The 23,126-nt window shown below is 58.9% G+C and carries 25 protein-coding genes; 11 read left to right on the top strand and 14 right to left on the bottom strand.

Features of this window, described 5'->3' with window-relative positions; translation table 11 throughout:
* The first annotated feature begins 126 nt into the window (after positions 1-126).
* Genes rpsM through rplQ form a run of 4 tightly spaced genes read left to right on the top strand, consistent with a single transcriptional unit; the run spans position 127 to position 2,445 of the window.
* Entirely contained in the window at positions 127-504 is a 378-nt protein-coding gene (rpsM, locus tag B8746_RS13915) for a 30S ribosomal protein S13 (RefSeq protein ID WP_370237684.1), read from the top strand.
* A 12-nt stretch (positions 505-516) separates the two neighbouring features.
* The gene (rpsK, locus tag B8746_RS13910) at positions 517-906 is read left to right on the top strand and encodes a 30S ribosomal protein S11 (protein ID WP_084394315.1); all 390 of its coding nucleotides are present in this window, start codon (positions 517-519) and stop codon (positions 904-906) included.
* A gap of 60 nt (positions 907-966) precedes the next feature.
* Complete coding sequence (locus B8746_RS13905; RefSeq protein ID WP_084394340.1) at positions 967-1,986, top strand: DNA-directed RNA polymerase subunit alpha; 1,020 nt, start codon at positions 967-969, stop codon at positions 1,984-1,986.
* A 33-nt stretch (positions 1,987-2,019) separates the two neighbouring features.
* Positions 2,020-2,445, top strand: a complete 426-nt coding sequence (gene rplQ / locus B8746_RS13900) for a 50S ribosomal protein L17 (protein ID WP_084394314.1) — start codon at positions 2,020-2,022, stop codon at positions 2,443-2,445.
* A 64-nt stretch (positions 2,446-2,509) separates the two neighbouring features.
* On the opposite strand, the gene B8746_RS13895 is transcribed toward rplQ, so the two are convergent.
* A complete protein-coding gene (locus tag B8746_RS13895) occupies positions 2,510-3,238 on the bottom strand; it encodes an alpha/beta fold hydrolase (RefSeq protein WP_084394313.1) in 729 nt (242 codons plus the stop codon).
* Between the two features lie 155 nt (positions 3,239-3,393).
* Here B8746_RS13895 and B8746_RS13890 point away from each other — a divergent pair, with 155 nt between their 5' ends.
* Together B8746_RS13890 and B8746_RS13885 are read left to right on the top strand one after the other, a co-directional pair.
* The gene (locus B8746_RS13890; RefSeq protein WP_084394312.1) at positions 3,394-4,392 is read left to right on the top strand and encodes an NAD(P)H-dependent flavin oxidoreductase; all 999 of its coding nucleotides are present in this window, start codon (positions 3,394-3,396) and stop codon (positions 4,390-4,392) included.
* A 22-nt stretch (positions 4,393-4,414) separates the two neighbouring features.
* On the top strand, positions 4,415-4,852 hold the full coding sequence (locus tag B8746_RS13885) for a hypothetical protein (RefSeq protein WP_084394311.1): 438 nt from the start codon (positions 4,415-4,417) through the stop codon (positions 4,850-4,852).
* Between the two features lie 21 nt (positions 4,853-4,873).
* Here B8746_RS13885 and rnhA read toward each other — a convergent pair whose 3' ends face one another.
* The 9 genes from rnhA to radC all read right to left on the bottom strand — a co-directional run bounded on the left by rnhA (position 4,874) and on the right by radC (position 15,823).
* Positions 4,874-5,314, bottom strand: a complete 441-nt coding sequence (gene rnhA / locus B8746_RS13880) for a ribonuclease HI (protein ID WP_084394310.1) — start codon at positions 5,312-5,314, stop codon at positions 4,874-4,876.
* Positions 5,315-5,356: 42 nt separating this feature from the next.
* Positions 5,357-5,944, bottom strand: coding sequence for a hypothetical protein (locus B8746_RS13875; protein ID WP_084394309.1), 588 nt, complete (start codon positions 5,942-5,944; stop codon positions 5,357-5,359).
* An 89-nt stretch (positions 5,945-6,033) separates the two neighbouring features.
* Positions 6,034-6,999: a homoserine kinase gene (gene thrB, locus B8746_RS13870; protein ID WP_084394308.1), complete on the bottom strand. Its 966-nt coding sequence runs from the start codon at positions 6,997-6,999 to the stop codon at positions 6,034-6,036.
* Between the two features lie 9 nt (positions 7,000-7,008).
* A complete protein-coding gene (locus B8746_RS13865; RefSeq protein WP_084394307.1) occupies positions 7,009-8,511 on the bottom strand; it encodes a spinster family MFS transporter in 1,503 nt (500 codons plus the stop codon).
* Positions 8,512-8,643: 132 nt separating this feature from the next.
* The gene (locus tag B8746_RS13860) at positions 8,644-10,122 is read right to left on the bottom strand and encodes a spinster family MFS transporter (protein WP_084394306.1); all 1,479 of its coding nucleotides are present in this window, start codon (positions 10,120-10,122) and stop codon (positions 8,644-8,646) included.
* 205 nt (positions 10,123-10,327) lie between these two features.
* Complete coding sequence (locus tag B8746_RS13855) at positions 10,328-11,815, bottom strand: spinster family MFS transporter (protein ID WP_084394305.1); 1,488 nt, start codon at positions 11,813-11,815, stop codon at positions 10,328-10,330.
* A 142-nt stretch (positions 11,816-11,957) separates the two neighbouring features.
* The gene (locus B8746_RS13850) at positions 11,958-12,884 is read right to left on the bottom strand and encodes a cyclase family protein (RefSeq protein WP_084394304.1); all 927 of its coding nucleotides are present in this window, start codon (positions 12,882-12,884) and stop codon (positions 11,958-11,960) included.
* Positions 12,885-13,025: 141 nt separating this feature from the next.
* The gene (locus B8746_RS13845) at positions 13,026-14,942 is read right to left on the bottom strand and encodes a DEAD/DEAH box helicase (protein WP_084394303.1); all 1,917 of its coding nucleotides are present in this window, start codon (positions 14,940-14,942) and stop codon (positions 13,026-13,028) included.
* 143 nt (positions 14,943-15,085) lie between these two features.
* Positions 15,086-15,823 (bottom strand): RadC family protein, encoded by a 738-nt coding sequence (radC, locus tag B8746_RS13840; RefSeq protein WP_084394302.1) that lies wholly within the window; start codon positions 15,821-15,823, stop codon positions 15,086-15,088.
* A 120-nt stretch (positions 15,824-15,943) separates the two neighbouring features.
* On the opposite strand from radC, the gene B8746_RS13835 reads away from it, so the two are divergent.
* Positions 15,944-16,549, top strand: coding sequence for a cupin domain-containing protein (locus tag B8746_RS13835; protein WP_158084641.1), 606 nt, complete (start codon positions 15,944-15,946; stop codon positions 16,547-16,549).
* A gap of 9 nt (positions 16,550-16,558) precedes the next feature.
* On the opposite strand, the gene map is transcribed toward B8746_RS13835, so the two are convergent.
* Both map and B8746_RS13825 read right to left on the bottom strand, forming a co-directional pair.
* Positions 16,559-17,380: a type I methionyl aminopeptidase gene (gene map, locus B8746_RS13830; protein ID WP_084394300.1), complete on the bottom strand. Its 822-nt coding sequence runs from the start codon at positions 17,378-17,380 to the stop codon at positions 16,559-16,561.
* A 111-nt stretch (positions 17,381-17,491) separates the two neighbouring features.
* Positions 17,492-17,713, bottom strand: a complete 222-nt coding sequence (locus tag B8746_RS13825; RefSeq protein WP_084394299.1) for a hypothetical protein — start codon at positions 17,711-17,713, stop codon at positions 17,492-17,494.
* A gap of 137 nt (positions 17,714-17,850) precedes the next feature.
* On the opposite strand from B8746_RS13825, the gene B8746_RS13820 reads away from it, so the two are divergent.
* Positions 17,851-18,702, top strand: coding sequence for a TauD/TfdA dioxygenase family protein (locus B8746_RS13820; protein ID WP_084394298.1), 852 nt, complete (start codon positions 17,851-17,853; stop codon positions 18,700-18,702).
* Positions 18,703-18,754: 52 nt separating this feature from the next.
* Here the strand turns inward: B8746_RS13820 and B8746_RS13815 are convergent, their stop codons facing one another.
* Positions 18,755-19,189 carry an OsmC family protein gene (locus B8746_RS13815; RefSeq protein WP_084394297.1) on the bottom strand — a complete coding sequence of 145 codons (435 nt, stop codon included), beginning with the start codon at positions 19,187-19,189 and terminating at the stop codon, positions 18,755-18,757.
* A gap of 80 nt (positions 19,190-19,269) precedes the next feature.
* Entirely contained in the window at positions 19,270-20,253 is a 984-nt protein-coding gene (locus B8746_RS13810; protein WP_084394296.1) for an alpha/beta fold hydrolase, read from the bottom strand.
* Between the two features lie 210 nt (positions 20,254-20,463).
* Between B8746_RS13810 and B8746_RS13805 the strand changes: the two genes are divergently transcribed.
* From B8746_RS13805 to B8746_RS13795, 3 genes are read left to right on the top strand one after another with little or no spacing between them, the layout of a single operon-like run.
* Positions 20,464-21,810, top strand: a complete 1,347-nt coding sequence (locus tag B8746_RS13805; protein WP_084394295.1) for a serine hydrolase domain-containing protein — start codon at positions 20,464-20,466, stop codon at positions 21,808-21,810.
* Positions 21,811-21,834: 24 nt separating this feature from the next.
* Positions 21,835-22,608 (top strand): competence/damage-inducible protein A, encoded by a 774-nt coding sequence (locus B8746_RS13800; protein WP_084394294.1) that lies wholly within the window; start codon positions 21,835-21,837, stop codon positions 22,606-22,608.
* Positions 22,605-23,108 carry a hypothetical protein gene (locus B8746_RS13795; RefSeq protein ID WP_084394293.1) on the top strand — a complete coding sequence of 168 codons (504 nt, stop codon included), beginning with the start codon at positions 22,605-22,607 and terminating at the stop codon, positions 23,106-23,108. The genes B8746_RS13800 and B8746_RS13795 overlap by 4 nt, the downstream gene beginning before the upstream one ends.
* Positions 23,109-23,126 lie beyond the last annotated feature (18 nt).

Raw genomic sequence — 23,126 nt, 5'->3', positions numbered from 1 at the left:
CGCATTTCACCAGTTGACGCGGCGATTTGCAGGTCTATAACGACGCACTTCGTTAAGAGGTCGGGTTCGCGCGCGCGAAGCGTTGGTTTTCGTTTCGCGCCGAGCCCGTTTTTCGCAGTTTAGGAGATGAGGCCCGTGGCCCGTATTGCAGGTGTAAACATTCCAACGAACAAGCGCGTTGAAATTGCGCTTCGTTACATTCACGGGATTGGTCCGGCCAAAGCCCGCGAGATCACTGAGAAGATTGGTATCGAGTCGCACCGCCGCGTGGCCGACCTCACCGACGCTGAAGTGATCCAGATCCGCGAAACCATCGATTCCGACTATATGGTGGAAGGTGACCTTCGCCGCGAAGTCTCGATGAACATCAAGCGTCTCATGGACCTTGGCTGCTACCGTGGTCTGCGCCACCGCAAGCGCCTTCCGGTTCGTGGTCAGCGCACTCACACCAACGCTCGCACCCGCAAGGGTCCGGCAAAGCCGATTGCCGGTAAGAAGAAGTAGGACCAGACTGATATGGCTCGTGATACGACCCGCGTTCGCCGCCGCGCCCGCAAGAATATCTCTTCCGGCGTTGTCCATGTGAACTCGAGCTTCAACAACACCATGGTGACAATTTCCGACGCTCAGGGAAATACGATTTCCTGGTCTTCGGCCGGTGCCATGGGGTTTAAGGGCTCGCGCAAATCGACCCCTTATGCTGCCCAGGTGGCTGCTGAGGATGCGGCGAAGAAAGCGCAGGAGCACGGCCTTCAAACCGTAGAAGTCAATGTTCGTGGTCCCGGTTCGGGCCGTGAGAGCGCCCTTCGCGCGCTGCAGGCTGCCGGCCTGACCATCACATCGATCCGTGACACCACACCAATTCCGCACAATGGATGCCGCCCGCCAAAACGCCGCCGCGTCTAGGCCCAAGCTTTATCCATTAACAGACTAAGGAGGCCGTGAATGGCCGATACCGCGACCAGCGTGAATGACCGTAACTGGAAAGAACTGATCCGCCCGAACCGCCCGAAGGTGGAAGCAGGCCGTGATCCGCGCCGTCATGCCAAACTCGTCATCGAGCCGCTTGAGCGCGGCTTCGGCACGACCCTTGGCAACGCGCTTCGCCGCGTTCTCCTGTCCTCTCTGCAAGGTGCAGCGATCACGGGCGTCCAGATTGATGGTGTCGTTCACGAATTCTCGTCCATTCCAGGCGTTCGCGAAGACGTCACGACAATCGTCCTGAATCTCAAGCAGATCGCCATCGACATGGTTTCGGATACACCGAAGCGCATGATCCTGAAGGCCGACGGCAAGGGCGAAGTGAAAGCTGGACAGATCGAGACCTCGGGCGATGTGAAGATCCTCAACCCGGACCTGGTTATCTGCACCCTTGATGAGGGCGCGTCTGTGCGCATGGAATTCACCGTTGCAACCGGTAAGGGCTATGTGCCTGCCGATCAGAGCCGTCCGGAAGACGCCCCGATTGGCTTCGTGCCGGTTGATGCAATCTATTCGCCGGTCCGCCGCGTCGGATATGCCGTTGAAGATACCCGTGAGGGCACCGTCCTCGACTATGACAAGCTCACGCTGACGGTCGAGACCGATGGCTCCATCACACCGGAAGATGCCGTGGCTTACGCGGCCCGCATCCTTCAGGACCAGCTGCAACTCTTCATCACCTTCGATGAGCCTGAAACCGAATCCGCTTCCTCAAGCGAAGAAACCGATCTCGGCTTCAACCCGGTTCTTCTCAAGAAGGTCGACGAGTTGGAATTGTCTGTTCGTTCGGCAAACTGCCTGAAGAACGACAACATTGTGTACATTGGCGACCTCATCCAGAAGTCCGAAGCGGAAATGCTCCGCACTCCGAACTTCGGCCGCAAGTCGCTGAACGAGATCAAGGAAGTGCTCGCTGGCATGGGGCTGCACCTCGGCATGGAAGTGCCGGACTGGCCACCAGAAGACATCGAGGCACTTGCCAAGAAATACGACGACCACCTCTAACCGTCCGCCCGGGAGGGCGCGCAGGAGACCGAAATGGCCCACGCAATTGCACATCGCAAGCTGAACCGCACGACATCGCATCGCAAGGCGATGTTCGCGAACATGGCAGCGTCGCTCATTGAGCATGAGCAGATCGTGACGACCCTTCCGAAGGCGAAGGAACTCAAGCCGATCATGGACAAGCTTGTGACCCTGGCGAAGAAGGGCGACCTTGCCTCTCGTCGCCGCGCGATTGCGCAGGTTCGCAACAAGGATGCCGTCCAGAAGCTGTTCGACGTCTTCGGCGACCGCTACAAGGACCGTAATGGTGGTTACACCCGTGTCCTCAAAGCCGGCTTCCGTCACGGTGACAATGCTCCGGTTGCTGTCATCGAACTTGTTGACCGCGATGAAGATGCAAAAGGCGCGAAAGACCGTGCCCGTCACGAAGCTGAGCTTGAGGCAATGGACGAAGAATAAGACCGTACGCCTTGAAAGAATTGAGAACCCGCCCGGTCTTGCCGTGGCGGGTTTTTCTTTGTGGTCAGGCGCTCGGTGACCACAAGTGCTTCAGCAGTGCGGCGAATTGGTCGGCCTTTTCGACGATTGACCAGTGGCCTGCATCTGCATGGCGGTGGAGTGGGATGCCTGTTTCGGCGCAGAATTTCTCAGCCGTCGCGACCGGTACAAACGGGTCCTTGTCGCCCCAGAACACAAGACCGTTTCTCGGGAGGCGGTCGAGATCCTTTGACCATTCATCAGCGGCATTTTTTGCAGAGCGATAGAGTTTCAGGATTGCCCGACGCATGTGTGGCGTCCAGTACGAGGCCTCCTTTCGGGCAAGTGTCGCGGGTAGGCCGGCCTCAGCGAGGGCCTCTGCGAGACGAGCCGGACTGGTGAGTGACATGAAGGCTTCGCCGAGCAGTGGCGTCTGCCAGATACGCGCCGTGCGGTGCCATCTATAGTCCTTTTGCGGCAAGGCATTGGCCACGGCCCAGCTGCGCACGAGGTCAGGCCTCAGGCACGCGGCCCTGATTACGAGCAGTGCGCCCCAGTCGTGCCCAACAAGGTCGACAGGTGCGCCTGCTGCCTCCATTTCGCTGATCAGCCAGTCGACATATGCGTCTTTTGTGCAGGAAAAGCCTTTGGGTGCGGGTGCTGTGAAGCTGGGGAGGGAAGGTGCGCGTACCATTCCCTCATCTAGCGCCAACTCGCCCAGCAGGGGCTCCCACATGGCTGGCGTATCAGGAACGCCATGAACGAATATCTTCATGGTGCGGGCTCCTCCTTGCTTGGCCGGATATCGTGATCCAATCAGCACTGTTTCTCAAGACTGCAGTGGTTGCGTGGATGTTTCCCCGCCGGAACACTTGCTCTCAGGGGCGTTCCCTTGGCATTGTATTTTCAACGATTTGGAGGAGATTTTCCATGAAGACGCCTATCACCGAGATGTTTGGCATTCAGCACCCGATTATCCAGGGCGGCATGCACTATGTCGGGTTTGCGGAAATGGCTGCAGCAGTGTCCAATGCCGGCGGGCTCGGCATCATCACCGCCCTGACGCAGAAGACACCGGCAGACCTTGCCAATGAAATCGCCCGGTGCCGGGACATGACGGACAAGCCGTTCGGCGTGAACCTCACCTTCCTGCCATCGGTCAACCCGCCGGATTATCCTGGATATATCAAGGCGATCATCGAGGGCGGCGTGAAAGCGGTTGAGACTGCAGGTAACAACCCGGCCCAGGTTCTTCCTGTCCTGAAGGACAATGGCATCAAGGTAATCCATAAGTGCACGGCCGTCCGCCATGCACTCAAGGCGCAATCGATCGGATGTGATGCGGTGTCTGTCGATGGTTTCGAATGTGGTGGCCATCCAGGCGAAGACGATGTGCCCAACATGATCCTTCTGCCCCGCGCCGCTGACGAACTTGAGATCCCTTTTGTGTCCTCTGGTGGCCAGGCCGACGGCCGGAGTCTCGTTGCGTCGCTCGCCATGGGCGCGTCTGGCATGAATATGGGCACCCGCTTCATCGCAACCAAGGAAGCGCCCGTGCATGAGAATGTGAAGCAGGCCATTGTGTCCGCGTCCGAGCTAGACACGCGTCTCGTCATGCGCCCACTGCGCAACACCGAACGCGTGCTAACCAATGCCGGCGTCGAGCGCCTGCTTGAGAAGGAAAAGCGTCTTGGCTCTAATATCAAGTTCGAGGATATTATCGAGGAAGTCGCCGGTGTTTATCCGAAGATCATGAAGGAAGGTGATATGGATGCGGGGGCCTGGTCCTGCGGCATGGTTGCGGGGCTCATTCACGACATTCCGACCTGCAAGGAACTGATCGACCGGATCATGGCCGAAGCTCATGATATCATCGAAAACCGCCTTCGGGGGTTTCTCGGCACCGCAACAGCCGTTGCGGCTGAATAGACAGAGCAGAGGAGGGGGCGACATGGCTCACATCAAGATACTGACAACCTTGGGAGCCTTGTCGCTCATCGGAGCGTGTAGCACAGGCGAGGCGAGCGACCCGACAGCGACGTGTACAGCACTTCTCGCTGGGGATCCGGAAGTGGAAGGCGATCTGACCGAAGTCGGCGCATCGGTTGAAAGCTATTGTGCATGCTATGCGACCAATCTCGAAACCCTTGGCGATGAGGCGCAGACCACGGTGCTGAAGGTCAGCCAGATCATAGCCGACATTCGGGCCGAACGCGGTGTCGACGTCGAGGACGCAGCAAGTCTGATCGAAGTCGATGTGGAAGACACGGACGCCGCGTCATTTGCCGTCACCCAGGCCGAGCTGGAGACCACCGGCCGATTCGTCGATGGCGTACGCCGCACCATGCGCGCCAATGATGGTCAGTGCGCGCCGGTGGAAATGAGATGATCGAAGCGGCGGCGCTGACGATTAGGTGCGCGCTTCCGCGGCACCGAGACGGGCCAGCTCATCGGCCCGCTCATTGCCTTCGTCGCCGTCATGGCCCTTTACCCAGATCCACTGGATGTCGTGGCGCTCACAGGCCTTCTCAAGCATCTGCCATAAATCCTTATTTTTGACAGGCTTTTTGCTGGCAGTCTTCCAGCCATTGCGCTTCCATCCATGAATCCACTTTGTGAGTCCATCTTTCACATAGGTGGAATCGGTGTGAAGCTTCACCTTCGAGGGCTTTTTGAGCGCGTTGAGCGCTTCAATTGCGGCCATCAGCTCCATGCGATTATTGGTGGTATCGGGTTCACCGCCATGGATTTCGCGGGTGTGTTCGCCCGACTTCAGCAGCGCGCCCCATCCGCCAGGGCCAGGGTTTCCGCTACAGGCACCGTCCGTCCAGATTTCGATCAGTTTTGACATGCCGACTGGCTCGCCCGGTTCGACGTCGCGGTCAAGCAGGCCTCAGAAGACATCTGTGACAATATCCAGGATCTGTCGCTTTGGTCGAACGATTGCGAGGAAGAGCGACGCGCAGATCAGTCCTGCGATCGCGCCGATCAATCCACCGATCACGAACGCCCCGATCGCTGCGGTGCCTGCCATGCCGCCGCCGACTAGTCCTGTCGTTCCGCCAACCAGCAGGCCGCCCCAGATCGCGCCCCACCGATAATAGGGACCATGGTCACGAATGCCGCGCCGGGGAAATATTCCTATCGACAGGAAAAGAACCAGCCAGGTGATAGGAACGACGATGTAGAACAGGTACCAGTTGAAAGCGGCCATCATGACGGCGATGAAGGCACCCGCCATGAAGCCGTCATTGGACCCAAACTGCGATGGCGGGGTACCGGCGATCGACATGATTGAACCAAATACGAAAGCGAGAAGAGCGGCAATTAGCGAAACAGTGATGGACGCCGCGACGCCGCACAGGAAGCAAGCCAATGCGACCCGGCGGATGCGTGGCGTTTCTCCGTCTTCGACCGCATAGTCGCGAACGGGTGAGCTTGTTGCCGCACTGATCGTCCCGTTTGGCCCGAACTCTGGCATCGTCTCTCTCCAATTCCGCAGCTTTACATGCCAATCCGAAGATTAAAACGAGGCAATCAGGCGCGGTCTGGTTGAGAGCGCGGCAATTTTCAGGCTCCGTAATCACCCGCCGAAACGGCCTTGCGGTGAAAGGCGAGCTTGTCGGCATATTCAAGCGGGTTTTTAGGACGTACCAGCGCGTCGGCTGGCGTGTCGGTCCAGTCGACCAGACGGGTCAGGAAGAATCGCATCGCAGCGCCGAGACACAATACTGGCAAGGCGTTCCGTTCCGCCTGTTCGAGGGGGCGCACGGACTCATACCCCGCAATCAGGGCTGCGCCTTTCGAGAAATTGTACTCGCTGCCATTCTCGAAGGCCCATGAATTTAGGCAGACGGCAATGTCATAAGCGAGCACGTCGCTGCAGGCGAAATAGAAATCAATGGCACCGGTAAATTCGTCGCCCAGGAAAAATGCATTGTCCGGAAAGAGATCGGCATGGATGGTGCCGCGGGGGATCTGCAGGCTCTGCGGCTTCGCCGCTGCAATCGCCTTCAGGTCGTCACGGATTCGCAGAGCGAGCCCCTCCTGCAGACTGTCGGCCGTCTCGGCACGCCCGCGCCACAAACCCGGCCAGCTTGCCGGGCCGAGTGAATTTGGCCGGCGGAGGTCGAAATCGGCCAGAGCTGCGTGCATCCGAGCGAGGCCGGCACCAAGAGACCGGCACTGACGCGCATTCGGTGACTGTGGCGACAGACCGTCGAGAAAGGTCACGATGACGGCCGGCCGGCCTTCGAGCTTCCGCAGCGCCTCACCATCCTTGCCTGCGACGGGCGCCGGACAGGGATAGGACTTGGCTGCCAGGTGGCGCTTCAGGTCGATGAAATAGGGCAGGTCCTTTGGGTCAGCGCGCCGCTCGAACAGGGTGAGAATGTATCGGCCGCGATCTGTCTCCAGATAATAATTGGAGTTTTCAACGCCCTCTGCGATGCCCTTGAAGCTCCGGGGTACGCCAAGATCGTACTCGCTCAGAAACGCCGCGAGTGCGTCATCGCTAACTGTTGTGTAGACCGCCATGAGGGCCGTCTATGCGCTCTTTGCGACCATGTCACGCTGAAGGGTGCGACCGGCCAGCAAATAATGAAGCGCTGCCCAGGCATAGACACAGGCGAAGATCACGATGGCGTATTGAAGACCGGTGCTATCGGCTTTCGAGCAGACGGCGACCGCTTCGGCGCTGAGGTTCGCAGGAACCTTGCAGGCTTCCAGCGACAGTTCGAGGTCCGAAGCCGACAGGATGCCGCCCTTGATCACACTCGACAGCAGGCCGGAGACCGTCGGGCCGAGGGCGAGACCGATAAGGTTCGTCGCAAAAAGCATCACCGCCACAGAGGTCGCCCTCATCCGGCTGTCGACAACACCGCCTGCCACCGCATACATGGGTCCCAGATAGAAATACTTAAGCAGCGCAGCGACCATCAGCGGTGGCATGGTCAGCCACAGCACGTCCTGCAGAAACCCGAAAACATAGAGCGGTACGGCCGTCGCCATGCCGATAGCCGGCAGCCATGAAAGCGCATTCGGGTGACGCGAAGAAATTCGGTCCGAAATATAACCGGATGAGAACACACCAATGGCTCCGCACACGCCGAGGATGAGGCTGTAATAGATCGCCGCCTGGCTGAGCGAGAGCTCATGCGTGCGCACGAAATAGGCCGGCACGAAGTGCCCAATGCCATAGCCTGCAAAAGCGGCGAGCGAGGCTCCGATCACGACGTGAACATAGGTTGGCTTGTTCCAGAGTATTTTCATGACCTGGGAAAAGCTTGCTGGTTCCGGCTTCACGGCCTGCGGTGGATCTGTGTAACCGCGCGGCGGCTCCTTCATGGTGAGCAAGAGAATACCGGCGAGAATAACGCCTGGAAAACCGACCAGAATGAAGGCGAGTCTCCAGCCTTCGAGGCTTTGCCAGTCCACAAGTCCTTGTGCCCAGCTCCAGCCCCAGCTTCCAAACATGGCATACACGCCCTGGCCCGTGACGTAATCATTGATCCAGCCGCCCGCCACGCCGGCAATCATCGCGCCGAGCGGAACGCCGAGAGCGTAGATTGAAACGGCTGTGGCCCGGCTTGATGGTTTGAAATAGTCAGCGATCATTGACTGGGCAGGAGGCGTGCAGCCCGCTTCGCCGATACCCACGCATATGCGCAGGACGAACAGCATCACAAAACTCGTCGCAAGGCCGCAGAGCACTGTCATCGCGCTCCACAGAACGAGAGAAAAAATGATGATCCATTTGCGGTTTACCCGTTCAGCGACACGCGCAATGGGGATGCCCAGGGTCGTGTACAACATGGCAAACGCCAGGCCTCCGAGCAGGCCCATATGCCAGTCTTCCAGCCTGAGGCTCTCCTTGATCGGATCGTTCAGGATCGCGAGAATTGCCCGGTCAATGAAATTGAAAACATAAACAAGAAGCAGCGAGCCGAGGATGTAAGCCCGGTAACCGGCAGTGGAATAGCCGGGATTCCCGGTCCCCGACGCTGCGCCAGTCGCCGCTCCTTCGGAAGTCGTTCCAGCTATCGCCATCAGTCGTTCTCCCTCATTCTTGCCGGTTCAAGCTTGCGCTTGCCAAGGCTGCGCAAATGCTTCGCGGAGCGCGCTCGCCGGAGACAGGATACGACCGCCCACAGCCGGTGAGCGCCCGTCCGGAATTCGCGACTAGGCGTTTGCCACCATGTCCCGCTGCAGGGTGCGCCCTGCCAGCAGATAGTGAAGCGCCGCCCAACCGTATCCACAAATGAAGACGATGATCGACCATTGGAGGCCGCGCGCATCGGCGCTGGTACAGGCAGCGGCCTGATTCTCGGCAAGCGTTGCGAGATCCTTGCAAGCCTCCAGTGTCAGGCCGAGGCCAGCACCGTTGATGAACATCGTCTTGAAGAATGTGGAAAGGATACCAATCAGGGGTGGTCCAAGCCCGTAGCCGAGCAGGTTCACCACGAAGAGCGTAATCGCGACCGATGTTGCGCGCATGCGGCTGTCCACCACGCCGCCTGCGATGGCGTACATCGGGCCAAGATAGAAATAGTGAAGCGTAGCAGCCGCCATAAGGGGCGGCATCGCAAGCCAGAGATTGTCTGCAAGGTACCCCATCGCGTAGAGCGGCACTGAGAGCCCCATGCCGACAGCGGGAAGCCAGGACAGCGCATTGGGGTGGCGTACCGAGAGACGGTCCGCGAGATAGCCAGATAGGAAAACGCCAATCGCGGCCATCAGGCCAATCACGATGCCGAAGAGCAGCGACGCCGATTGGATCGTCAGTTCGTGCGTGCGGATGAGGAAGGAAGTCGTGAACTGGGCCACGCCATATCCGACAAAGGAAGCGAGCGTTGCGCCAGCAACGACGTGCCAGTAAGTCGGCTTGGACATCAGAACCTTGAGCGCTTCGCCGAAGCTCGCTCTTTCGAGGTTTTGCAGCTTCGCCGGATCGGTGTATCCTCGCGGCGGCTCCGTTACGGTGAAGCGGACGAGCAGCGCGACCAGAAGGCCAGGTACGCCGACCACGACGAAGGCGATTCTCCAGCCGGAGACATTCGACCAGTCGACACCTGAAAATAGCCCGCCCAGCCCGATAGACGAAATCCAGGCGCCAAAATCAGCACCGCTCAGGCCTGCGATCTGGCCGCCAAAGAACGAGGCGAGCATGCCACCCAGCGGTACGCCAAGAGCGTAGATTGAGACGGCAGTCGCTCGTGATTTCGGCGTGAAATAGTCTGCGATGATCGACTGTGCTGGCGGCGTGCAGCCAGCCTCGCCAATACTGACGCCGACGCGGAACAGGAACAGAATGAAGAATGACATCGCAAAGCCGCACAATGCGGTGAATAGCGACCAGAGTGCGACCGACACCACGATGATGAGGACGCGGTTATAGCGCTCGGCAGCTCGTGCCAACGGTATCCCCAGGAAGGTGTAGAGGAAGGCGAATGCAGGTCCACCAAGCAGGCCCATCTGCCAGTCCTCAACGCCGAATTCCAGCTTGATCGGCTCTGTGAGGATATTGATGATGGTTCGGTCGATGAAGTTGAAAATGTAGACCAGCAGCAGAGCACTCAGCACATAGGCCCGATAGCCTTTCGTGCCGAAACCCGTGTTGACGGCAGCCGGCGCTGCCGCATCCTGTTCTACAGATGCCATCTCATTCCTCCGTATGTCGCACGCGTCTAGCCCATTTACGGGCCGCGCTGCTTGTTTGATTGCACCAAAGCAAATCAGCGACGTTCCGACCAGAGCAAATCGACCATGAACCTGAAAAATGTCACATGTGAAGTAATGTGCAAGAAAAATCCCGGACCACTTTGTCATGATCCGGGATGTTGAAGTCGCTATTGTGAAGTGATTTCTACGTATTCGACGTCCAGCGGTCCTTCATGAAGTAACGGCCTGCCATGAAGAAGCAGAGCGCTGCCGCCAGGAAGAAGCAGGCGGTCGCGGCCATCGATTTGCGAAGTCCATTGCCATACGCATCACAAAGAGCCGCTCCGCTAGAGTCGGTTGGATCAACCCCAGCGCAAAGCGCTGGATTGAACGTCCTGAAGGCTTCGGTCAGTCCTGCCGACGCGATTTCATTGTTCATGAACATGTCCGACATCATGCCCACGAACAGCGGGCCGATACCGTTACCGATGAGGCTGACAAGGAGTAGCAGGACAGCAATCGTCGTCGCGCGCGACCGCGGACTGACGATCGATGTGCCGATGGAATACTGCGCACCGAGATAGGAGTAGTGGCAGAAAGCTGCCGCCAGCCACAGCCCGAATGTCATACCAATGTTCGGCGCAAAGAATGCCGAGACATAAAGCGGCACCGCGATCAGCAGGCCCACGGACGGAAGCCATGCCACAACGGCCGGGAAGCGGTCAGACAGTTTCTCGGACAGAAACCCGCCTGCGAACGTGCCCGCAGCTGCAATTGCCGCCAGAGGTGCACCATAATACACTGCGGCGTCGCGCACGCCGATATCATAGACGCGCTGGAGAAACGGTGCCTGGAAGGTCTGCAGACCATAGCCGACAAAGGCAACGAGCGCAGCTCCGAAGGACCCCCACCAGAAGGTCTTCTTGGCTCCGAATTCCCTGAACGCTTCGAAGATACCTGCCTTCTCGACTATCCGGCTGCTGGGCACTTCAGTGTAGCCGCGCGGCGGTTCCTTGACTGTGAACCAGAGGATAGCGGCAATGATGACGCCCGGCGCGCCAACCACAACGAAGGCAATGCGCCAGCCTCCGACCGTTGACCAGTCGATGCCAGGGAAAAGGCCGCCAAGCCCGATCGAATTCAGCCAGGCGCCGAAATCCTCGCCCTGGATGCCGGCGATCATGCCGCCGAAGACCTGCGCAAGCACGCCCCCGAGCGTCACGCCCATGGAGTAGATTCCGATGGCATTCGCCCGGCTTTTGATCGGGAAATAATCGGTGATGATCGAGTTGGCGGGCGGCGTACAGCCAGCCTCGCCAACAGCAACGCCGATCCGGAAGATCAAGAGCCAGATAAAGCCCGCCGCAACGCCGCACAGCGCGGTCATGACGGACCAGATGATAATGCAAAGCGTGATCACCATCACCCGGTTGGAGCGGTCTGCCCACATGGCAATCGGAATGCCCATGATGGCATAGAACAGCGCAAACGGTGGGCCTGAAAGGAAGCCGAATTGGCTGTCCGACAGGCTGAATTCGTTGATGATCGGCTGAGCCACGACCGTGATAAGTGTCCGGTCGATAAAGTTCAGCGTGTAAATCAGCATGAGGGATATCAGGACGTAGAATCGATAACCCTTCGATCCAAAGCCCGTAATGTGCCCCTGATGCTGCGCAGCGGTTGCATCGCTCATTCTGGCAATCTCCTCCTGTACGCCTCTGCTGGACGCCCCAATTCGGTGTTGTTGACTATCATGACCCCGCTGGCAACCCTTTCCTGCAAACAGCAACAGACAGGACAGGCGCAGCGAATACAGCAGTCTCCACCGATTCCTCTTATCGAATAGCCACCGGATTGATAATGGCCTGAACTGTGCCTTCCAGTCTTGGCACGCCGAGCGAAAAGAAGAACTCCGTGACCCCGTCCGCGGCGAGTTCTTCGGTGACCATGTTCTCCAGGATGTACACGCCGTTCTTGGCCAGCAGGGTCAGGTGTACATCGAAGGGCCGGGTTTCGTCCTCAAACGGGATGGCCTCGACAGCCCAGGTGTCAGCGCCGACCGCGACCACGCCGAGATCAGCAAGATACTGCGCACCCTCCACGCCAATTCCCGGCTCGGTCTGTTTGAGAGCATCATTGCCTGAATTCGCCGCCATGTAGCCGGTGTGGAAGATCACCACATCCCCGGTTTCGATTGTGACACCTGCAGCGGCTGCGGCTGCGTCGATCTCGGCGCGATTGAACGCTGTCCCGTCGGCGACGGGATCCGTTCCCGTGAGCTTGGTCATGTCAAGCAGGACGCCGCGTGTCGCAATCGGGGGCAGGGCGTGCGTTCCAAACTGGGTGAGGCCCGCAGTGGTTACAAAGTCAGCAACGCCCACGCCATTATAATAATGATGATCAATGCCCATATGGCCGAGCCCGTCGAGTTGGCTGCCAATCCCGACCCAGACATCGACGATATCGTCATTTCCTGTGGCCCTGTTCGTGCCAAGTGGCGTGCCAGATCCATCCGAAAGCTGCAGGATGGTGACATCATATTCGCGCGGGCCATAGGCAGGTGTCGAGCGCCCGGTCACCATGCCGAGAGAGTAGGTCTTGCCGGTGGTGATCAGTTTGGCGGCTTCGGCCGTCTTTTCGGGCGAGAGATTGTTCAAGGCACCGAGTCGGTCATCTGCGCCATATTTTGACGGATACCAGTTTTCGGTTTCCTGTGCGCCGACACTGCAAGCCGCCAGCGATGCCCCCACTAGTGCACCCATCCATCTCATGCCATTCACTCCCTAATCTGTTTTGCGCGATACTGGACACGGCACATGCCAGTGTCCAGCGCGTTCACAAATTCGGAATGGGAGCTAGCGCGCCTAACCGAGCGTGATGACTCGCCACGCGGCGCTGACGTGTCACGCTTTTGGGCGTTTTGGTTTTTTTCGTTTTGGCGGCTTGCTCGCAGAAGCGTCGAAGCGGCGGTCACGCTTTTTCGGTTTCGCCTTCTTCAGTCGATCAGATGGCGGCTTGTCTCTGCGCGACTTTGGCGCGCCCTGATGCTCGCGCGGTGCATCAGAATCAGGGGACCACTCGTCCCGGTCCTGTTTTGGTTTGCCACCCTTCCTGTGCGACGCCTTGGCAGGCTTGCTTACAATGCGGGCGGTCGACGGGTTCGATTTCCCGGGCGGTGCACTACCTTCCTTCCAGGCCGTGATGGATTTCTCAATCCGTCCGTCAGGGCCGATTGTCGCAAAGAAGGGCTCTACGCTATCTGGATGAAGCTCGACCCTCGTATGGGCGTCTTCGATCCGGATTGCGCCGATCTGGCTGCGGTCAAGCCCGCCAGACTTGCACAACATGGGCAGCAACCAACGCGGTTCGGCACCTGATTTGCGCCCGACCGATACATTGATCCAGACGCCATCGGAAAAGTCATCTCTCGGCGCTCGCTTCTCACGCGGCGCGCGCGGTTCTCGCGGGGCGTTGCGCTCGCCTCGCTGCCTTGTCGTGGCTGGTTCGGGAACCGGCATCAACTCGTCCGGTGCCGAGCGCTTTGCCCGGTGCGCCGCCACGAACGCTGCAGCAACCTGCTCGGCTCCATGACGCTCGATGAGCGCATGGGCCATGGCCAGATCGACATCACCTGCGGTTTCGAGAAGGGTGGGATGGTTCAGCAGGCGCTCATCGTCGCGGCGTTCAATATCGTCGGCGCCCGGCGCATCAACCCAGCTTGCCTCGACCTTTGCATCGCCGAGAAGCCTCTCGATCCGGCGCCGCGCCTTGAACGGAACGATGAGGACGCTGACACCTTTCCGGCCGGCGCGGCCGGTGCGACCGCTGCGGTGCAGCAGGCTTTCCTGATCCGAAGGCAGGTCGGCGTGGATGACCAGATCGAGGTCCGGGAGGTCGAGCCCGCGCGCGGCGACATCCGTTGCAACGCAGACATTCGCCCTGCCGTCGCGCAGCGCCTGCAAGGCGTGCATGCGTTCTTTCTGGCTGAGTTCGCCGGACATCGCGACAACGTTCATGCCGCGATTGTGGAAGCGCGCGAGCAGGTGGTTCACATTCGCCCGTGTCTTGCAGAAGACGAGCGCATTCTTCGCCTCATGAAAGCGTAGCACATTCATGATGGCGTTTTCTGCGTCCGAAGGGGCGATGGTGTGGGCGACATACTCAATGTCGCGGTGAGACCCCTCGTCAGAGATGGTGTTCACGCGGATTGCGTCGCGCTGGAAGCTCGCGGCAAGGCGCGCAATCTGCTTCGACACGGTCGCAGAGAAGAGCAGCGTGCGGCGGTCTTCGGGTGCCGCCTTCAGGATCGTCTCAAGCTCATCGCGAAAGCCCATGTCGAGCATTTCGTCTGCCTCATCCATCACCACCACACGCAGGTCATCGAGGATAAGCCCGCCGCGATTGATGTGGTCCACCAGACGGCCGGGCGTGCCCACGACGATGTGCGCGCCGCGCGCCAGGGCACGCCGTTCTTCGCGCGGATCCATGCCGCCCACGCAGGACACGATGCGTGCACCAGCATTGGCATAGAGCCATTCAAGTTCGCGGCTGACCTGGACAGCCAGTTCGCGCGTCGGCGCAACGATCAGGGCGAGGGGTGTGTCAGACCGGTCGATCATGCGTCCATCGCTCAGGATGGACGAAGACATGGCGATTCCGAAAGCAACGGTCTTGCCTGAGCCCGTCTGGGCCGAGACGAGCAGGTCCTGTCCGCCATGATCGTCCGAAAGCATCGCTTCCTGCACGGGGGTCAGCGTCTGATATCCACGCGCGGAAAGGGCCTGGCCCAGCGAAGGCGCAATGGCATTGTGGTCGATCATGAAGAGGGCTTTCGGCGATATCTGGCTGACCGCTCAGTGCTGGCGGACTGATACGTGCTTTTCACGCAGCGCATCGATGGCGCGCCAATACGATCTTTTTGCCGCGAATGCTACTCTTTCAGGTCAGCTCTCCTGTGAAGCTTTTACAGGAGGCCTTGCGAGCGAAAGCTGAGCACGCCGGAGCGTGCCGCGATCAGGTGGTCATGAACAGTAATATCCAGGGCATCGAGCGCATCCATGATCTCCCGCGTCATATCGATATCGGCGCGCGATGGCGTCGGATCGCCCGATGGATGATTGTGAACGAGGATCAGGCTGGATGCTTGAAGCTCAAGCGCACGCCTTGCGATTTCGCGAGGATAGACTGGCGCGTGATCTACGGTGCCATGCCCCATGATTTCATCTGCGATCAGCTGGTTTTTCCGGTCCAGAAACAGGACCCGGAACTGTTCCCGGCCTTCATGCTGCAATTGCTGTTTCACATAAGCCTGGAGGGCAGACCAGCTGGAAATAACGGTGCGGGCCTGCAGGGTTTCCCGGCTCGCGCGCGCCCCAATCTCGGCGGTTGCCTTCAGATAGGCCGCGACGGTTTCACCGACGCCGGCAACTCTCGTCAGCTCTGCCGGCCGGGCGGCGAGGATTGCGCTTAGCGCTCCGAAACGAGCAATCAGAGCCTTTGCGACAGGCTTGACGTCCCGGCGCGGAATGAAGGCGAACAGTAGTGTTTCCAGCAGTTCGTAGTCTTCAAGGGCATCAGCCCCCCGTTCAATGAGCTTGGTGCGCAGCCGGTCGCGGTGGCCTTGCCAGTGCGGCTTGGCCTTTACGGTGACCGTTTCGGACGACGAAAGCCCGAGCAGTGGTGCTTCCGAAAAGTGTCGCATGCTCGCTCCCGAACTGACATGGTGTTCTTACTATGTTCCAGTCTTGAAATGTGGTCAAGCTTGTACTCGGTGATCGAGCGGGTAATAGTTTTCGCCGGGCTGAGTGGAGGGAAAGACATCATGAAAATTCAGATTGCGACTTTGACGGCGATCACGTTTGGACTCGTCGGCGTTGCGCTGGCACACGATGCCGGGGACGTAGAATCGCCTGCGCAAACGGCTGACAAAGTGGTCGCGGCGGGCACGGGGGCGGATGTGGAGAACCCGTTTCATCCGATCAGGCTCCTTCTATCGAGCGAAGAGGCGTCCGGCGACGTGACCATTTACGAGTTCATCCTGCCGCCGGAAAGCCCGGGTTCGCCGCCCCATACGCACACTCATGAGGATGAATATTTCTATATACTGTCAGGGACACTCGACGTGCTGTCCAACGGAGAAACGCTGCGCCTCAGCGAAGGGGATTTTGCAGCGCTGAAGCGTGGCAATGCGCACATGTTCTGGAATGGATCAGATAGCGAGACGCAGCTGCTGATGATGACAACCGGAAGCTCCTTTGAAGCCTTCATGCAGAGTGTCAGTCCGCGCCTAGCCGAAGCAAGACCGGAAGGCCCGGAAGCTGCCGGGGCGGTGATCGGGCAACTTGCAGCCGAGCACGGGATCAAGATTTCAATGGAGCAGATGCCAGCGGCGGCAGCCCCTTACTACGCACCGCCAGCACCGGAATAGGGGCGGGTCCTAGGCCGTCACGGCGTGTGGCTTGTGCCAGCCCTTCGGTGACGCCGTGAAGATTTCGACACCGTCTTCGGTGACGCCGACCGAGTGCTCATACTGGGCGGAGAGCTGGCGGTCACGGGTCACGGCGGTCCAGCCATCTGGCAGGATGGCCGCATCCTTGCGGCCAATATTCAGCATCGGCTCGATCGTGAAGAACATGCCGGGCTTCAGTTCCGGGCCTGTGCCGGCGCGTGCTGAATGGACGACATTGGGTTCGTCATGAAACAGTTGGCCGAGGCCGTGTCCGCAGAAGTCCTCGACCACGGACAAGCGGTTCTTGGCAGCAACCGCCGAGATGGCCGCGCCAATGTCGCCGAAACGGTTGCCGGGTTTAACGGCTGCAATACCGGCCATGAGCGCGTCATAAGTCACGTCCATCAGGCGTTCGGCTTTGCGTTTCGGTGTTCCGGCCGCGTACATCCGCGAATGGTCGCCATGCCATCCGTCGACAATTACCGTCACGTCGATATTGGCGATATCGCCTTCCTTGAGGGGACGGTCGCCCGGAATGCCATGGCAGATGACATGGTTGAGCGAAATGCACGATGCGTGGCGATAGCCGCGATAGCCGATCGTCGCCGACTGGGCGCCGTGATCGTAAACGAATTCTCGAATCAGGTCGTCGAGTTGGACAGTTGTCACGCCGGGTTGGACTTCTGGAACCAGCATGTCGAGACATTCCGCCACCAGCCGTCCGGCTTTGCGCATGCCGGCAAAACCAGCTTCGTCATGTATCCGGATTTCTCCGGTCCGCATCGGCATGAGGAGGTCAGCTTCAGTCATGATCCTACTTTCAAGGGCGCTGGCGGTCCAATTCCGCGTTTGGTTGCCATAAGTATGGCAATGATGGCCTCGTTTTTCCAGCGTGTATGCTGGTCAGGACTGAATCTGGCCTTAATCGTTCCGCCGTTTCTGCTCTTCGGCGGTCCTGGCCATTTCCTCGAGCGCATCCTGACGGTCCTGGTCGTAGCGTTCCGGTTCCTCGTATTGTTCGCGGGTCGCTTCTTCGCTGATTGCCTGTGCTCGCTTCGATTTCAGCCTGCCACGCAGGACGGCCCAGATTAGCACAACCAAGAGGATCAGGGCGCCGACACCATAGAGAATTTCGGGTGCCATATCAGACCTCCATTTCATCGCTAATCCCATCAACAGAAAGACTTGGCCGAGGGTTCCACATTCGACCGGCACTTGAATTGGCGCTTCCTGCAATTGTGAGTAAGCTCCGGAAAAATTAATGATCGGGAGGAGAGCGGATGAATCTTCATGTAGGCACCGAGGCATTTGCGCGCTTTGAGGCGAAGCCATTGACACCGCAGATTGGGGCGGAGCTTCATGGCATCGATCTTGGCGGGCCCCTCGATGATGCTCTGATTGCCGACATCCGTGCGGCGCTGTTGAAGCACAAGGTCATTTTCTTCCGGGACCAACAGATTACCCGCAGGAACCATATCGAGTTTGCCCGCAATTTCGGTGAGCTGGAAATCCATCCGGCGACACCGAAAGATCAGGACGACCGGGAAGTTCTGCGTATCGCACATAATGCGACCAATAAGGGGCAGGAGAATGCCTGGCACTCTGACGTCACATGGCGGCCAGAGCCGTCACTGGGATCGATCCTGCGGGCCATCGAACTTCCCGATGTGGGTGGCGATACGCTCTTCTCCGATATGGTGGCAGCCTATGAGGGGCTTTCCGACAAGATGAAAGAATTCTGCTGCGGGCTCACGGCAGTGCATGACATTGCCCGTGTTTTCGCCCGCCGTCTCGGAAAGGATCCGAAAGAGCTGCACGACAGGTATCCGCCTCAGGAACATCCGGTCATCCGCACCCATCCAGAAACGGGCCAGCGGCTGATCTACGTCAACACCGCCTTCACGAGTCACATTCAAGGGCTTTCGGAGAAAGAGAGCGACTGGCTGCTCCAGCATCTCTATGCTCAGGCGGCGCTGCCGGAATATCAGTGCCGGTTCCGCTGGGCCCCCGGCTCCATCGCGTTCTGGGACAACCGCGCCTGTCAGCATTATGCGGCGAGTGACTATTATCCCGATGTTCGCATCATGGAACGTGTAACGATTACGGGCGACCGGCCATATTTTGAGCCATAGAAAAAGCGGAGCCCGCAGGGCTCCGCTCTCCCTGTCATTATCAACTGGCCCGTCAGGCGAGCTTTGCGTCCAGCGTAATGTCGATCGCGCCGAGCGCCTTGGAGATCGGGCAGCCTTCCTTGGCCTTAGTCGCAAGTTCCTTGAACTTGGCCTCGTCGATGCCCGGCACCTTTCCGGTCAGTGAAAGCGCCGACGACTTCACTTCGAAACCATTGTCGCCCTTCTCAACAGTGACGACGGCCCTTGCGTCGAGATCTTCGGCCGGCGTGCCGTTTTCGGCGAGGAAATGGGACAGCTGCATTGCAAAACATCCGGCATGCGCGGCGGCGAGAAGCTCTTCCGGATTCGTCCCTGACTTGCCGCTTTCGTCCTCGAACCGGGCCTTGAAGCTGTAGCCATGGCTCGAAAGCGCGCCGCTTTGCGTGTCGATTGTTCCCTTGCCGTCACCGAGTGATCCGGACCAGTGGGCGGTTGCGTGGCGTTTCATGAGGCCTCCTTGATTGGGTTGTCAATCAACTAACGTACACGGCAGCAGCGGGTTTCTGCATCGACCGCCAAAGGCTGCGATTATTGTGTCCGGATCGATCCAATGAAAGACACCAGGGCTTCATTCACCGCATCGGCTTCCTCCTGCTGGACCCAATGGCCCGTATTCGGCAGAAGCGTGACACCCCTGAAATCGGTGCACACATTGCGCATGGTCGCATCAAGCTGTTCGGCCGTGCGCCCGCCGAGAACGACATCCTGTTCACCGGCAATGAACTTTACCGGAATGTCGATTGTGACGCCCTCGAGATCGGCGGTCGTTTCCCAGTTACGATCCAGATTGCGGTAATAATTTATGCCGCCGCGAAAGCCTGCTGCCTGGAACTGCTGCACGTAATAGTCGAGATCTGCTGCACTCAGCCAATCGGGGCGGTCTTTCAGTTCTCCGAGCCGCGGGACCCACCCGCCGGCCGACATTTTCGGATCGGTCAGCGTGGGCGGCAGGCTTGGACTGTCAGGCGAGCGATAGAGGCGGCTCAATATAGCGCGCGGATCCGCGTCAAACTCGGCCTCGGCAACACCCGGCTCCTGGAAGTAGAGCATGTAATAGAAATTATCGCCGTAGATCTTTTTCAGAATGGTTGTGGGCGCTGCCGAACCTCGTCCACCATATGGTACCGAGAGGGCTGACAGGGACCGGAAGCGATCAGGATACATGTGGACAGCATTCCAGGAGACGACGGCACCCCAGTCATGCCCGATCAGATGCGCCTTTTCCTCACCCATGGCGTCGATGATGCTGACAACATCACCGGCGAGGTGATGAATATCGTAGTCAGCTATGGCGGAGGGGGCGTCGGTGCCGCCATAGCCGCGCATGTCGGGTGCAACCGCATGATAGCCGGCGTCAGCCAGCGCCTTGATCTGATGGCGCCAGGAATACCAGCTTTCCGGCCAGCCATGTGCCAGGATGACGAGAGGACCTTGGCCCATCTCGGCGATGCGCATGTTTATGCCGTTCACCTTGATGGTGCGAAGTGTCGGTTCGGTGCGAGTGTCAGTCATATGAATGCATCCTGTGAATAGTAGCGAGGACGCCGACAGTCCTTGCAAAACGTGACGTCGACAGAATTTCCAAGTGATGAGCGTTCCCCTCGATTGTCTTTCTACACGTCCCGGCATGCGGGCGGTCAACTTTCTTTTGAAATCAATCTTGCCCGTAAGCGATCAGGAGATAATTGTAGTCAAATATACATAAAAGGGGAGGCTGGTCTGATGGCCCAATACAATAAAAGAACATATTTCCTGTCATGCGCAGCCGCACTCGCCATACTGGTGGCGGCTTGCGCCAGCGCGCCCGCTACCGTCGAGGAAGAGGTAGCGTCACTGGCCTGGCCACCGCTGGGTGCGGTTGAGGATGCGAGCGATTTCGATCCAGCCGGCCTCGATGCGCTCGCAACGGCCATGCAGGCCTATGTTGATGACGGGCATGTGATCGGCATGCAGACCCTGCTCGTGAAGGACGGGGCAGTGGTTCAGTACGGCCAGTACGGCGTCCGCGATTTCGAGGAGGGCACGCCGACCCAACCTGGCACGTTGTATCGCATCTACTCGATGACCAAGCCGATCACCGGTGTCGCGCTCATGCAGCTCTATGAGGATGGCGCTTTCCAACTGGATGACCCAATCACGAAATACATTCCGGAGTTCGAAGATTTAAAGGTCCTCGCCGGAACGAATGAGGACGGCACGCCTGTTCTCGAGGGCCTCGAACGCCCGGCGACGATGCGCGAATTGATGAGCCATACGGCCGGATTTGCATATGGGCTTGGTGGGCAGGACTTTGCAAATGAACAGTACCGACAGCAGCAAATCCTTCGCTCCCCGGACCTCGATACGCTGATCGACAAGATCGCTGGCGTGCCATTGCTCTATCAGCCGGGCAAGACCTGGTATTATTCAATTGCGGTCGATATCCAGGGCTATCTCGTAGAACAGCTGTCCGGCATGCCGTTCGGCGAATATCTCGAAACCAATTTGTTCACCCCGCTGAACATGGATGACACCAGTTTCTACGTCGCCGAGGAAGACTATGACCGGCTGGCAGACCTGATGGCTTATTATGAGCCGGCAGGCCGTTTCGTCCCGTCCACGACCGAATCCACCCAGTTCCGGAAATCCACCATTGCCTTGGAATCGGGCGGAGGCGGACTTGTATCCACCATCGATGACTACGCCCGTTTCTGTCAGATGCTGCTCAATGGCGGCACGCTTAGCGGAAACCGCGTGATCAATGAAGACACGATCACGCTGATGGTCACTGACCAGCTTCCCGAAGGTGCAGGCACGGGCTTTGATGGCACGCGCCGGGATCCGGACGCAGGCGAGCGCCACAAGTTTGGTCTCGATTTCGGTATCATTACCGATCCTGTGGCGATGAAGAGCCCAGCTGGAACCGGAACTTACTATTGGGGCGGTGCGGCGGGCACATGGTTCTGGATCGACCCGGAATACAATCTCTTCTTCATCGGCATGATTCAGCGCTTTGGCGCCCTTCCCGGCGAAGAGGCTGATTTTCGCGGCGAATCGATGCGTCTGGTCTACGAAGCGCTTGATGATTGAGACGGGCAGTAGCAGTTTGCGGTAATGACAGACGAAAAAGTGACCGCCGCAATCTGCCTCATCGGTGATGAGCTCCTGTCCGGACGCACGCGTGATATCAATACGCAGCAGATTGCGAGCTTTCTCGGCCCATACGGCATTCCGGTCGAGGAAGTCCGAATCGTGCCGGACGACCAGTCCCGCATCGTGGAAGCGGTCAATGAATTGCGCGCGCGCTACACTTACGTCTTCACGACTGGCGGTATCGGACCGACTCATGACGACATTACTGCGGACGCCATCGCGGCAGCATTTGGTGTCGGCATCGGACACCATCCTGAAGTGTTTGCGATGCTTCAGGCGCGCTATGACGCCATGAACACCGAGTTTACCGAGGCGCGCCAGAGAATGGCCCGTCTCCCTGAAGGGGCGAAGCCGATCACCAATCCGGTTTCAGGCGCTCCAGGCTTCCAGACGGGCAATGTGTTCACGCTGGCCGGTGTGCCCTCCATCGTGCAGGGCATGCTGGGCGATATCGGTCACCGGCTGAAACAGGGCATTATTGTCAAGAGCGTGACGGTCCGGTCGGCGGGCTTGCGTGAGGGCGACATTGCCGAAAAGTTGGGTCTACTCGCGCGCGAGACAGATGGCGTCAGTCTCGGCTCCTATCCCTGGTTCCGCTCGCCCACCGATCACGGCGTCGCGCTCGTCGCTCGATCCAGCGACGAAGCAAAGCTCGCACGTGCGCAGACGCAACTGGTAGACCTGATACGGAGCGTCGGGCAGGAGCCAGAAATCCTGGAGGGCGAGGCGACGTGAGCGCGGTCACCGCTTTCCTGACCCGGACGCCGGTGATCATCGTGTCATTCGTGACAATGATACTCGTCGGGCTGAGCTTCATGCCCGTCATGCAAAGCATCGATGGGCCGCTGCTCGACACGCTTCTCAGCGGCGAGGCGGCACGTGCCAGACTCGCCGAAATGACGATTGAACAGCGCTACATTCATTTTCTCGGCACTGTCGTAAACGACACGCTCTACCCGTTCGCCTACGGCAGTTTCTTTGCGGGGCTCGCGGGTCGGTTTGCGCCTGAAAAGCTGCGCGGCTGGGTCATGCTGCCGGCGCTTTCGGCGGCAGTCATCGATCTGGTGGAGAATACGGTTCAGGCCCTCGCACTTTATGGTTCGATAGACCTGCTGAACCTCAAGGACGTCCTGACACCTGCAAAATATGGCCTGTTCATGCTGGCCGCCATCATCGCGATTGGCTTTGCTGCGTTCGCTCTTGCGCGCTGGCTCGTCAAATCCCTTCAATCCTGACTTTCAGATAATTTCCCG

Source organism: Henriciella pelagia (assembly GCF_002088945.1).
In the GTDB taxonomy this organism is placed as follows: domain Bacteria; phylum Pseudomonadota; class Alphaproteobacteria; order Caulobacterales; family Hyphomonadaceae; genus Henriciella; species Henriciella pelagia.
The sequence above is the reverse complement of the archived record's forward strand: the minus strand, read 5'-3'. Positions and strand labels throughout refer to the sequence as shown.